This window comes from Paenibacillus sp. Y5S-9, from assembly GCF_036894235.1.
Lineage (GTDB): Bacteria > Bacillota > Bacilli > Paenibacillales > Paenibacillaceae > Paenibacillus.
Genome location: NZ_CP145887.1, coordinates 4157645 through 4170796, shown reverse-complemented (window position 1 = coordinate 4170796; position 13152 = coordinate 4157645). Strand labels below are relative to the sequence as shown.

At 44.4% G+C, this 13152-nt stretch carries 10 protein-coding genes; 8 read left to right on the top strand and 2 right to left on the bottom strand.

The window, feature by feature from the left end:
* Positions 1-104: 104 nt before the first annotated feature.
* The gene (locus V6669_RS18270; protein WP_338587405.1) at positions 105-1127 is read right to left on the bottom strand and encodes a hypothetical protein; all 1023 of its coding nucleotides are present in this window, start codon (positions 1125-1127) and stop codon (positions 105-107) included.
* A 272-nt stretch (positions 1128-1399) separates the two neighbouring features.
* Here V6669_RS18270 and V6669_RS18265 point away from each other — a divergent pair, with 272 nt between their 5' ends.
* From V6669_RS18265 to V6669_RS18250, 4 genes are all read left to right on the top strand, one after another.
* The gene (locus V6669_RS18265; RefSeq protein WP_036613466.1) at positions 1400-2254 is read left to right on the top strand and encodes a PRD domain-containing protein; all 855 of its coding nucleotides are present in this window, start codon (positions 1400-1402) and stop codon (positions 2252-2254) included.
* Between the two features lie 132 nt (positions 2255-2386).
* A complete protein-coding gene (locus V6669_RS18260) occupies positions 2387-4306 on the top strand; it encodes a beta-glucoside-specific PTS transporter subunit IIABC (RefSeq protein ID WP_338587403.1) in 1920 nt (639 codons plus the stop codon).
* Between the two features lie 49 nt (positions 4307-4355).
* The gene (gene ascB / locus V6669_RS18255; RefSeq protein ID WP_338587402.1) at positions 4356-5819 is read left to right on the top strand and encodes a 6-phospho-beta-glucosidase; all 1464 of its coding nucleotides are present in this window, start codon (positions 4356-4358) and stop codon (positions 5817-5819) included.
* A 168-nt stretch (positions 5820-5987) separates the two neighbouring features.
* Positions 5988-6554: a hypothetical protein gene (locus V6669_RS18250; protein ID WP_133385244.1), complete on the top strand. Its 567-nt coding sequence runs from the start codon at positions 5988-5990 to the stop codon at positions 6552-6554.
* 12 nt (positions 6555-6566) lie between these two features.
* On the opposite strand, the gene V6669_RS18245 is transcribed toward V6669_RS18250, so the two are convergent.
* Complete coding sequence (locus V6669_RS18245) at positions 6567-7451, bottom strand: AraC family transcriptional regulator (RefSeq protein WP_338587399.1); 885 nt, start codon at positions 7449-7451, stop codon at positions 6567-6569.
* Positions 7452-7585: 134 nt separating this feature from the next.
* On the opposite strand from V6669_RS18245, the gene V6669_RS18240 reads away from it, so the two are divergent.
* The 4 genes from V6669_RS18240 to V6669_RS18225 all read left to right on the top strand — a co-directional run bounded on the left by V6669_RS18240 (position 7586) and on the right by V6669_RS18225 (position 12641).
* Positions 7586-10306 (top strand): family 78 glycoside hydrolase catalytic domain, encoded by a 2721-nt coding sequence (locus V6669_RS18240; protein WP_338587397.1) that lies wholly within the window; start codon positions 7586-7588, stop codon positions 10304-10306.
* A gap of 115 nt (positions 10307-10421) precedes the next feature.
* A complete protein-coding gene (locus V6669_RS18235; RefSeq protein WP_338587395.1) occupies positions 10422-10898 on the top strand; it encodes a putative immunity protein in 477 nt (158 codons plus the stop codon).
* The gene (locus V6669_RS18230) at positions 10879-11412 is read left to right on the top strand and encodes a GNAT family N-acetyltransferase (RefSeq protein ID WP_338587394.1); all 534 of its coding nucleotides are present in this window, start codon (positions 10879-10881) and stop codon (positions 11410-11412) included. Before V6669_RS18235 ends, V6669_RS18230 begins: the two co-directional genes overlap by 20 nt.
* Positions 11413-11552: 140 nt before the next feature.
* Positions 11553-12641, top strand: coding sequence for an acyltransferase (locus V6669_RS18225; protein WP_338587393.1), 1089 nt, complete (start codon positions 11553-11555; stop codon positions 12639-12641).
* Positions 12642-13152 lie beyond the last annotated feature (511 nt).

Sequence of the window (13152 nt, the reverse complement as noted above, 5' to 3'; positions counted from 1 at the left end):
GCTTTTATGATGACAAGATTAAATCTACTGTCGTCATAAAGCGGAGTATTTCTTATGCAATTTTAAATCGGCGCTTCAAGCCGCCTGTTTTTTTATTATGTAAGTTAGTTTCTTACCCCTTTTGAAGGAATGGCTTCAAACGAATAAAATGCGCCTTTTGTATTGATTTTACCGATAAGCGTCGTGGCTCCTTTTTTCGTAAAGGTGTATTCGTTTTCTTGGATACGAACGGAATAACCTTTTAGCTCAATACCAAATATAGATCTGACTGTAGGTATAGCGATGGATAGTGCTTTGTTTTTGCTGAGCTTGGGCTTGGCAAAAGACTTTTTGAAATCAGCATCATTTTTCCAGTTAACACCTAGTTCGTTCGTGACTTTCCATACCTTTCCGGTCTTGCTGCCGATATGCACGTAATTTAGATTGTCATCATCCCGATACTGCCATAACATATCTTTTCCTTCTACGGTAAATAAGGTGTAATCAAAAGCTTTTACTGAGGGGATTCCAAGTGTTTTGAGTGAATTTCGTGCTATGTTTGTCATCCAGGCATAGGAATCATCGATTTTATATTGCAGAATTGCCGACATTTGATTATCTTTGTCCACATCGATGTAAAGTTGTTGACTTGGTCCAAAGATGACCCAGTAGTTTTGGAGTAAATGTCCATGGTCCTGATCATTGGCTTTGAAACGCAAAAAACCACTTTTAATGAAGATATCTTCATCCTCAAATGTTTTTAAGAAGGCATCAAGCTTCAGGCGCAGCGCATTATCCATGACTTTATTGAGATCAGCGGTATCATACATGATAAGGGTGGACGCGACATGATTTGTATCAGGATCGTATCTTTGTGTGAAATCTGCGAATCCAGTTCCATCTATAGTTCCGTTAATGACCCACGGATCAAATGATGTGTCTATTTTGATGAATTGAATGTTCTGTTTCCCCACGAGTTTAACTATTTCATCATTCAAAAGTTGTTGTGTCTTCCGATCCAGCTGGTCAGCGGACATGTAATTCTCTATTAACGAGAGTTCATTGGATTTTGCGGCCAAGGTGGGCGGCGCTGATAACAATAGCGAGATGGCAGCAATGACGGCGGTAAACGAAGTGATTTTTTTCAAAGTGAATCCTCCTGATTAGTTTGGGTCATATTATTAAATATCAAAGGTTATATCTCATTTCAAAATAACATAAAAGGTAAATGTTTCATATGACCTAAAAAAGTGGAATAGAGCGGTAGTATTTTTGGGTTGACACCGTTTTCAGGTTATGATAAATTAGATCCGAGGCTTGTTACCGGTAATGCGGGCAAAACCACTATGGAAATGATTTTATTATTTCTGTTTTGGTTTTGCCCTTTTTTATTCCTCAAAAAAAACCAGGTGGGTCCATAATGATTATTAAACAGATATTTAATAACAATATTGTCAGTACCGTGGATGACAAAAATCAGGAACTACTGATCCTCGGCCGGGGTATCGGATTTAAGTTCAAAGCAGGCGATGAGATTGATGAAGAGCGGATTGAGAAGGTATTTCGTCTTCAGGATGCATCAATTTATGAGAAATTCAAATCCATCGTAGCTGAAGTGCCGATTGAGATTCTGCAGGCAACAGATGATATTGTGACACTGGCACGAACGCAATTGAACAAAACCATCAGTGACGGGATCTATGTCTCGCTGTCTGATCACATTCACTTTGCTGTTCAACGCTTGGAAAAAGGAATGATTACTCGTAATCCACTTTCTTGGGAAGTTCAGCACTTCTATAAGGCGGAGTATGATGTGGCCAGAGAAGCACTGACCTTGCTGAAGGAAAGACTGGATATTGAGTTTCCCAAAGATGAAATCTGTAATATTGCCTTACATTTCATCAATGCGGAAGTGAATGATTCCATGAACGATGTCACTCATCTGATGCAGCTGTTGCAGGAGATCATGAATATCATCAAATATCACTTCAACGTCGAATTGGATGAAGATAGCGTCAACTATTTCCGCTTCATCACCCATTTGAAATATTTCTGTCAGCGTGTCATTACCCATTCTTCACATGATGATGCTGAGGAGTATTTATATGAAGTGGTTCGGAAAAACTATCCGGAGACATTCAAATGTATTGGCAAGATCGAGACTTTTATCCATAAGAACTATCAGTATGACATGACTCACTCTGAGCAGTTATATCTAACGCTCCATCTGGAACGTTTGATGAAAACCAAGCGGGACGAAAAGTCCACGCAATAGAATCAAATCACAACTGGATATCCTATGGGCTTGTTACTGTTCAATCAGGCAATACCCGAATGAGATGGCGCCATCAATATGCGCTAGATTCATTCGGGTATTTTTTATTGGAAAAATGAGGAGGAAAACATCATGAAACATCAGGAAACGGCGCAGGAAATCATTAAAGCCGTTGGGGGAACAAACAATATTAACTCAGTTTATCACTGCGTCACACGTTTGCGCTTTGATCTGAAAGACAACGAGAAAGTTGATAACGGCTCACTCAAGAAATTGGATAAGGTCATGGGAACGAATGTTTCCGGTGATCAATTCCAGGTCATTATCGGTAATGACGTGTCGAAAGTATTCGACGCTATGGTGAAGGAAAATCCGGCAATCCAGCAAACTACAGAAAACAAAGAGCCAAAGTCGGATAAAAAACAAAATGTCGTGCTGAAAATTTTTGAAACAATCGCAGGTGTCTTTGCTCCAATGCTTCCAGCGATTACTGCGGCAGGTATGCTCAAAGGATTACTTGCACTATTCGTGTCCGTAGGTTGGATGTCTGCCGGAACGGATACGTATCGTATTCTTTCAGCCATCGGTGACGGCGTATTCCACTACCTGCCTTTACTGATTGCAGTCAGCGCTGCTCGTAAATTCGGCAGTAACCCGTTTGTTGCGATTGCACTAGGTACGGCACTCATGTATCCAGACATGACAGCATTGTTATCTAGCGGTGAATCGGTTGGATTTTTGGGAATCCCGGTTACAGCAGTAAGTTATGCTTCATCGGTTATCCCGATTCTTCTTGCAGTATGGTTGATGTCTTATGTTGAGAAATGGGTTGACCGTGTTATCCCTGCTGCACTCAAGCTATTGCTTGTGCCGCTGATTACTTTGCTTGTTATGGTTCCAGTGACGCTGATTGCAATTGGTCCATTGGGTACATTTGTAGGTAGCGGATTGTCTGGTGGCATCAACTGGCTGCTGAATGAAGGCGGATTGATTGCAGGTATTGTTCTTGGCGGCGCGATGGCGCTCATTATTATGACAGGAATGCACTATGCACTTGTGCCGATCATTCTGAGTAATATCGCTACACTGGGCTTTGATAAATTCTTGCCATTGACCTTTATCTCCAATATGGGTCAGGCTGGTGCAACACTCGGCGTATTCTTCCGGGCAAAAGATAAAAAACTTAAAACCGTGGCATTGTCAACGAGCTTCACCGCACTCATGGGTGTAACGGAGCCGGCTATGTACGGGGTTAACATGAAGTATAAAAAACCATTTGCCGCAGCGATGATTGGTAGTGCAGTGGGTGGCGGATTCGCCCTTGCTTTTGGCGCGAAAGCATATGTACTTGCGGGTAACGGTGGTCTCCCAGGACTTCCTTCCCTAATCGGACAGACCTTCTGGTACTCCTTTGGGGGCATGATTTTGGCCTTTATCGTGGGTGCAATCATGTCTACGATATTTGGTATCAAAGAAGAAGAAGGAGACGCTGAGGCGTTAGCTCAATTCTCACCGGGTGCTTCTACAGCACCAGCGAAAGTTGTTTCCAACGAAGCTGCAACCGTAAATGTGGACGACATGGGCGATCCAACACCAACGAGTGATGCAGTAGCTGTTGCACCGATGACAGGTAAATCCATCCCGCTCAAAGAAGTCAACGATCCAACATTTGGTGATGAATTGATGGGTAAAGGTGTGGCATTTGTTCCAACGGTGGGCGAATTGGTTTCTCCAGTGACAGGTACCATCATGAATGTCTTCAAAACGAAACATGCGATCGTTGTCCGCAGTGATAACGGAATGGAATTGTTGATTCATGTTGGAATTAACACGGTGAAGCTGCGTGGACAGTATTTTGATGCACATGTTGCTACAGGAGCACGTGTACAGGCTGGAGACAAGTTACTCACATTTGAACTGGCCGAGATTGCAAAAGAATACGACATCACAACCGCTATGGTTGTTACCAATACGGCTGATTATAAAGAAGTTGTACCTGTGAAATTGGGCGAAATCACGATGGGTGAAAACGTATTGAAAGCTGAGATCTAAACGGTCCGTCTTAGGGCTAACAATATCAACAAAAGAAGGAGAGATTCGAATGATTAATCGACAAGGGTTCCCGGAAGGTTTTCTATGGGGCGGCGCTATTGCCGCTAACCAGGCTGAAGGTGGATTTGACGCTGGTGGCAAAGGATGGTCGACAGCCGACATGGTTCCTTATTTTGAGAAAAAGGACTACACCAACCTTAGAGAACTGATGCATGTTACCAGTGCAACGGTTGAGAAAGCAATGTCACATCATAGTGCAGAAGGTTATCCGAAGCGTTACGGGATTGATTTTTACCATCGTTTCAAAGAAGATATTGCACTCTTCGCCGAGCTGGGCTTCAAGACATTCCGTCTGTCCATCAACTGGCCGCGTATTTTCCCAAATGGTTATGATGCCGAGCCAAATGAAGAGGGACTGCGTTTCTATGACGAAGTGTTCGATGAACTCCGGAAATACGATATCGAACCACTGGTAACCCTCTCGCATTACGAGATGCCTATGGCACTTGTTTTGAAATATAATGGCTGGGCTGGCCGCGAAGTGATTGGACATTTTGTAAGATATGCGGAAACCGTGATGACCCGATACAAGGACAAAGTCAAATACTGGTTGACGTTTAATGAGATTAACACAACCATTATTGAACCGTTCACAGGTGGCGGTATTATTGAAGATCGGGTTGAAAACACGATGCAGGCTTCTTATCAGGCACTTCATCATCAATTTGTAGCCAGCAGCCTGGTAACAGAAAAGGCACGTCAGATTAACCCGAACTTCCAGATCGGATGTATGCTTGCGCGTATGATTCACTACCCGGCGACATCGAAGCCAGAGGATGTGTTGCAAGCTCAGATCGATAATCAGCTGAACCTGCTGCATACGGATGTACAAGTTCGTGGTAGTTATCCAACGTTTATGGCTCGGTACTGGGCAGAGAACGGGATTACCATTGCCATGGAACCAGGAGATGAGCAGATCCTTCGTGAGCACACGGTTGATTTCATCTCATTCAGTTATTACACATCCTTGGTGTCCGCAGTGAACCCAGAGGAATATGGAGTAACTGGAGGTAACCTGTACAGTACGATTAAGAACCCGAATCTGGAGCGTACGGAATGGGGTTGGCAGCTTGATCCGATCGGTCTGCGCGTTGCATTGAAAGAGCTGTATGACCGTTATCAACTGCCATTGTTTGTGGTAGAGAACGGCCTTGGCGCGAAAGACACGGTTGAGGCAGATGGTTCCATCAACGATGATTACCGTATTGATTATCTGAGAAAACATATTACACAAATGAAAGAAGCCGTTATGGATGGTGTGGACCTGATGGGATATACCAACTGGGGAGCGATTGATATCATCAGTGCATCGACTTCGGAAATGTCCAAGCGTTATGGCGTAATCTACGTGGATCAGGATGACAACGGACAAGGCACATTGAATCGGTATAAGAAAAAGAGCTTTGGCTGGTACCAAAAAGTCATTGCCTCGAATGGTGAGAACTTGGAATAGATCAACCTATACAGGCACCCCGGGCGTAGCTGGTATTACGGCGCCGGGGCGCCTTTTTAATATAATCAGGTGGAATTCTCATCAACGCTATTGGAATTTTAAGGTAAAAAAGATGACTACATAACATTCTGGATGGTATACTGTGATCGTATTGGGGGAGGGATAACCATGAAGAAGCCTATTATTGCTGTAGATATGGATGACACGATATGTCATTTGGTCAAGCGGGCTATATATCACAACAATCTCAACTTCCCGACCCATCCGTTGCGTTATGAGGATATGATTCATTGGGATACATCCCATTTGCGTCATCCAGAGAGCACGCACGATGTATTTTATGGTCGGCCGGGTCTGTTCGAGGAACTGGAGTTATATGATGAGTATGTTGTAGATGAGATGCGAAAGCTGAACGATGCTTATGATGTCATTGTTGTGACGGCAGCAGAACCAAAAACAGTTGTTGAGAAGTGGAACTGGCTTCAGCAGCACATGCCTTTTATAACGGCTGAACAGTTTATTACATGTAAAAGAAAAAACTTGCTCGGATTCGATCTGCTCATTGATGATGGAGCACATAATCTGATTCCCGCGCATGAGGACGGCAAAAAGGTCATCTGTATCCCGCATCCGTGGAATATACAGGAGCGTGAGCGATACAACTTTCCGTTGATGTCTTCATGGAAAGAGGCCAAGGCATACATAGATGAAGTGTTACAGGTTGTTGGTGTCTGAAAGTTACCAATCTTATTGTCCAGAGTGCTGTGCTCTGGATTTTTTGCGATAGGCGAGAGGTGTTTCGCCTGTTATTTTTTTGAATGCACCATAGAATGAATCCATATCCCGATATCCGACCAGCTCTGCAATCAGGCTGACTTTGTGCTGTGAACTCTTTAGAAGTTCGCAGCTTTTTTGTATACGCAGGTGTTGCAGGTGGCTGCTAAAGGTCTGTCCGGTATGCCGCAGAAACATTCGCCCAATCTGTTTTTCGCTCCAGCCTGATATACGGACCAGATCAGACATCCGAATACGATTGCTTACGTGTTCCTTGATATAGTGAAGAATGTAATCAAAACCGGTGGAATGATTCTCTTCATCATGATCCTTTTGACAAAGTTGCCTGTAGGTCATCAATACCAACTGGCTCACCAGGGTGTATAACATGGTAGACGAACCGATTCCCGGAACAGAGGATTCACGGTACAGCTTCACCATTAGTTCTTCAATCCGGTCGTTGTGATCCACAACAGATATATAAGGAACCTGATTTTGTGCCAGATCCATCAGATGTTGAATGATTTCTTTTTCCTGAATGACGGATGTCAGGGTGTTGATCAATTCAGCATTAAATAAGCAATTATATAGAATTAACGGATGCTCGGTTACGTTTGTACTCACAGGACGAAAGACATGAGGAACGCCGACAGGAATAACAAACAGCATCCCCTTTGTCACCGGAAGGACATCTTCACCGATATGATGAAAGCCCTTTCCTTCGGCAACATAACTATACTCAATAAAATCATGTGCGTGAAAAGGGAGTACAAAATCTTCAGAGCAACGATTGACAAAAAGTTGCAGATGATTATGCAGAAAGTATTCACTTTTCATGAGTTGTACAGATGAATTCACAAGCAACCTCCTCACACAAATGGCTGAATCACCGGATGAAATAGTCCTGATTACCGGGTATTTAGGGTAACAGGATCGATATAATTATATCGTAACCCCGAATGGGAAGCCAAGATGGAAAGGACGATCTGCTAATGTTCAACGTGAGGCACCTTCGCTGTGAGTATAGAATCAATCCGATAGGCCTTGATGTAAAATCACCGAGATTAAGCTGGCAGTTGCAGTCTGATCGTCGGAACTGCATGCAATCCGCATACCAGATTCAGCTGTCATTGAAGGAAGGTTTTGATGGGATTGTATGGGATTCAGGCAAGATTAGCACGGATCAATCCATACATGTGGAATTAAAACATTTTCAGCCTTCTCCGCGAACGCGATACTACTACCGGATTCGGGCATGGGATGATGCAGGAAGTGATTCCGGTTGGTCCGAAACGACCTTTTTCGAGATGGGACTTATGGATAGTCATAACAAGTGGCAAGCAGAATGGATCACAGCTCAACCATCAGATGATGGAGATACGTCATGCCCGCGTATGCGCAAGCAGTTTAATGTGAAACAACCTGTTACGTCTGCCAGAATATATGTAACAGCACTTGGATTATACGAGTTGCATATGAACAACACAAGAGTAGGAGAAGATTATTTTACACCTGGCTGGACCTCTTATCGTAAGCGATTACAATATCAAACTTATGATGTTACCCACCTGCTTCAGGATGGACAGAATACATTAGGTGCTAATCTGGGAGATGGCTGGTACCGAGGGTATCTTGGCTGGAATAAAGAAAGGGAGATATTCGGTTCAACATCCGCATTGCTGCTGGAATTGCACATAAAATACGCAGATGGTTCGGAGGAATCTATTTTATCTAACGGGGATTGGACGGCGGCTCCAAGTGCCATTCGTATGTCGGACATCTATATGGGGGAGACGTATGATGCACGAATGGAGTCCGATTGGTCGGATTCATCTGAAGTGAATTGGTTACCCGTAAACGTATTGGAGCACCCGAAAGGTATCATCGTTGCGCAGGAGAACGTACCCGTCACCCAAGTCGAACAGTTACAGCCAATTGCTTTGCTGACAACTCCACAGGGAGATCGTGTAATAGACATGGGGCAGAATATGGTGGGATGGGTGAGATTCAGCATTCAAGGTAAGGCGGGTCAGACGGTTGAGCTGCACCATGCTGAGATATTGGATCATGAAGGCAACTTTTACACCGATAATCTTCGCGCCGCCAAGCAGTGTATTCGCTACACCTGCAAGGGGGATGGCGTGGAAACATTTGAACCGCATTTTACATTCCAAGGCTTTCGCTATGTGAAGCTGGTTGGCTTCCCGGAACACGTTCGTCTGGATGAATTCACCGGAATAGTGCTGCACTCAAATATGGAGCAAACAGGTCAGTTCTCATGCTCCAGTCCACTGGTGAACCAACTGCATCACAATATATTGTGGGGGCAAAAGGGGAATTTCCTGGATGTGCCGACAGACTGTCCACAGAGGGATGAACGGCTCGGATGGACGGGTGATGCACAGATGTTTGTCCGCACATCTTCCTACCTGATGAATACGGTTCCCTTCTTCACCAAATGGCTACGGGATATGGAAGCGGATCAGGGAGAAGATGGCGGTATTCCTTTCTTCGTTCCGGATCTGAGAAGTTCCACGTCAGAAGGATGGGGAGACACCAGTCATTCCTCCGCCGCTTGGGGTGATGCAGCCGTCATCTGTCCATGGACCATCTATGAGATGTATGGGGATGCCAGATTACTGGCCGAGCAATATGAGAGTATGAAGCGGTGGGTCGAATACATTCACGTGCAGGGTGACAATCCGTATCTGTGGAACACGGGATTTCACTTTGGCGATTGGCTGGGACTGGACTCCAAGCCCGATAGTTATGTCGGCGCAACGGACACGGACTATGTGGCGACTGCATTCTATGCCTATTCGGTTGCGTTAACTCAAAAAGCGGCTGAGGTACTTGGAAAGACAGACGATGCTGAATATTACAAGCAGTTGCATACCAACATTGTTCATGCGTTTCGAAATGAATTCGTGACTCCAGCTGGGAAAATCGCTGTTCCAACGCAAACAGCGCATGTTCTTGCACTCCAGTTTGACCTGCTGGACGCCACTGCCCGAACTCGTGCAGTTGAACAATTGGAGAAACTTGTGAGAGAGGCAGGGAATCATCTTACTACAGGCTTCGTGGGCACACCTTATCTGAATCCGGTACTGAGTGATGCGGGACTTCACGACCTGGCTTATACATTACTTTTTCAAGAAGATTATCCGTCCTGGTTATATCAGGTGACTCAAGGCGCAACGACTGTCTGGGAACATTGGGATGGGATCAAAGAGGATGGAAGTCTCTGGAGTGCTGACATGAACTCATTTAACCACTATGCTTACGGTGCGATTGGGGAATGGTTGTATCGTTATGTTGCCGGCATTCGGTCCGATGAACATCAGCCAGGATTCCGGGTGGTACATATCGAGCCGCAACCCGGACCTGGACTGGATTGGGTAGAAGCGAGTCTGGAGACGATGTATGGTCAAGTTGCTTCAAGCTGGCACCGGCTGGCGGAGGGTGAAATGGAGATTCGGGTGCATATTCCCGCCAACACGAGAGGTATGGTACGTCTTCCTGGAGCAGGTGCACAGATCGTTCTGGAGCAAGGGAAACCGTTGGATCAGATAAGTGGAGTTCAGGATATTCAAAACATTGGAGACGATGTTGAAGTCACACTGGGATCGGGAAGTTACCAATTTACGTACAAAGACACGGATGCGAAGAGGGAACAAGATGTTCAGGGGGCTACATTGACAGAGTCCGTATAATAATAGAATAAGCGGTAAGATGTACACTTGAAGAGGATCTGCACATACGCAGGTCCTTTTTCGAACTTGTCTGAGAGTAATTTTGTAGTTTTTGAACAATGAAAGGAGCATGACCGTGGCAAAACCTGCATTCAAAGATGCGCCTTTGCGCCGCGAAATAGAGAATCTGGCTAAGCAACAGGATCACCATACATTGGCCTGTTGGGCTGCGGAGTGTGCGGCACGTGTCTTGCATATATTTGAGGAGAAGAAGACGGAGGACCTCCGCGCTCGTGATGCCATTGATGCAGGAAGAGGTTGGATCCGTGGAGAGATTAGCATGGTTGATGCTCGAAAGGCGGCTTTTGCAGCTCATGCTGCTGCACGAGAATCGGATAATGTTGCTGTCTCTGCTGCATCTCGTGCGGCGGGGCACGCAGCTGCAACGGCCCATGTGAAAGGCCATGCGGTGCATGCCGCAACGTATGCAGTGAAAGCTATCTTTTATGACAGTTTAATGGAAGAACAAGAACGTCGTGTCCTGGAAGAAAGAACGTGGCAATATCGATATCTGTTGGGGGGATGTAGTGATCATGGGGAAAGAACACGTTAGATTAATTAAACCATCACGAGCATACAAGGATGCGTATTTGGCATTTTATGAAGACTGGGTCAAAAGTGGAGAATTGATGGTACCTTGGGTCATTTCCAAAGATCCTTATGCGTTCGATGAGATGTTGGCGTTTTTGCAGCGCAATGAACAAGGGATTGACATCCCGGAAGGCTGGGTCAAAGACAGTACATACTGGCTGGTCACGGAGAGTCAACAAATTGTGGGTGCCGTGAATATAAGGCATGAGCTTAACGACAAATTGTTCAACAGTGGAGGACATATTGGATATGGTATTTGTCCAGGAGAACGGCACAATGGCTATGGTTCAGAAATTCTCAGGCTTTCTTTAGAGAAAACGAGAGAGCTTGGAATCACCAAAGTATTGGTCGTATGTGATGCGATTAATGAGCCTTCCAGAAGGGTTATCCTTCGAAATGGTGGCATTCGGGATGAAGACTATGTGGAGTCCGATGGCAACGTTGTTGAACGATTCTGGATAGAAAATGTCGAATAATGAAGAATAATGATGTAATATAACGAAAATAATATGGATTATGATTGTATTACCCTCGTGTGCTGATTAAAATGAAGCATAGAATCTGGATTGCGGCCGGAAACTATCATCCCATATCAGGCACAAGTGAGGTTATCTTTATGAATCAACCGGTTAATCGGCCCCGGCGTATTGAGTATCTGGATCTCTATCGTGCTTTTGCCATCATGGCAGTGGTAGCCATCCATGCGACTTCAACAGCAGTTGCGCATTACCCCAAACACACGTTAGATCATGATGTGTATTACTTCTGGAACACGTTCCTGCAATTTGCCGTTCCAGCGTTTCTGTTCCTGTCATCCCTGGTCTTATTCTACAACTACAGCTCCAAGGTGAATGAGAAGGGTTGGATGCTCGCTTTTTATAAGAAGCGTTTATTTAATGTATTTGTACCCTATGTAGTGTGGTCCCTTATCTATTTTGCCATTAAACAGCTGCTTGCGGGCAAAGAACCTTTGACTCATGGTGTTCAATTTGCCAAACAATTAGTGATGGGAACCGCTCATACACACTTGTACTTTTTTCTGATTATTCTTCAATTCTATATCGTTTTTCCATGGCTTCTGTCTCTGACTCGCTATCGTTTTTTTAATCGTTATTTGCCATTATTCTTTATTGCGGGTCAAGCGATCTTCTATGCACTACATTTGCAGTTTCACTTCGAACGGACAGGAAGTTTGTTACCCAGTTATCTGATCGTGATTGGATTTGGCGCATGGGTTGGGCTGAACTTTGAGTGGGCATTGAATAAACTGTATACTCACCGTTACGTGCTTATAGCTGCGTTGTTGAGCGGAGGTGCCATTTTTATATATGGTAATGCTTATATCAAAACCGCTTTTGCTGCATACCCGGTGGTAACCTATACCGTGCTGTTCCTGTTCCGAAATCTATTTACATTGTCAGCCTGCTTGCTCCTACTGATCATTAGTGAACGAATCGGCACAGGAAAACATACTGAAGTTCGTAAAGCTACGCATGTTCTGGACTCTTTGGGTACAGTTGCGTTCGGTGTGTTTTTAATGCACCCACTTGTGCTGCTCTTCTGGAGACGTGAATTCACAGATGAACTGGCTCGGCATTTCAGCCTGGGTATCATTCTATCTTATATTGTCGCGCTCCTGATCTCATGGATCTGCGCGATGGGATTGCGCCGGATGAAGTGGGGATGGGTACTGATTGGACGTTAAGTTAAAATAAACATATTTCATTTAAGATAAGAGATTTCAAGCCCTCACGCGTTATAATCTGGTACCCATACACTACACACGTTTAAATAGAAGTGTGTAGTATATGGGTACCTTTATTTTTGCGAATTTTGGTGACAAGCAATACCTCGACATCGTATTGTTTACTTCTACAGATTATGATCAATTTCACATTTATGTATAATATTGTTGATTTCAGTCTGAAAATCAACTAACATTTAATAAAACATTCCAATTTCTTCAAATGGGAGGGCGACTTTTGATGACATGGAATTTGTACAGTATGATGCCCAAAATGATAATGGCCCCCGGCTATTCGGAAACAGTATGTATGGAGCCAAATAGAATAATGGTAGCGTTTACCGAACATTCCTTTGAAACGAGGTATCGTGATACCTTGTACTATATTTCCTCCAGGGACTTGTTCGTGGGCAACGATATAATCCTTTTAAACCGATTATCAGTACCTGTCGTAATCAGCGTTCTGACCTTG

Excerpts from the sequence above, each read along its gene's own strand:
- V6669_RS18265 (WP_036613466.1), top strand. The coding sequence starts at position 1,400 with ATGATTATTAAACAGATATTTAATAACAATATTGTCAGTACCGTGGAT.
- V6669_RS18260 (WP_338587403.1), top strand. The coding sequence starts at position 2,387 with ATGAAACATCAGGAAACGGCGCAGGAAATCATTAAAGCCGTTGGGGGA.
- ascB (WP_338587402.1), top strand. The coding sequence starts at position 4,356 with ATGATTAATCGACAAGGGTTCCCGGAAGGTTTTCTATGGGGCGGCGCT.
- V6669_RS18250 (WP_133385244.1), top strand. The coding sequence starts at position 5,988 with ATGAAGAAGCCTATTATTGCTGTAGATATGGATGACACGATATGTCAT.
- V6669_RS18240 (WP_338587397.1), top strand. The coding sequence starts at position 7,586 with ATGTTCAACGTGAGGCACCTTCGCTGTGAGTATAGAATCAATCCGATA.
- V6669_RS18230 (WP_338587394.1), top strand. The coding sequence starts at position 10,879 with ATGGGGAAAGAACACGTTAGATTAATTAAACCATCACGAGCATACAAG.
- V6669_RS18225 (WP_338587393.1), top strand. The coding sequence starts at position 11,553 with ATGAATCAACCGGTTAATCGGCCCCGGCGTATTGAGTATCTGGATCTC.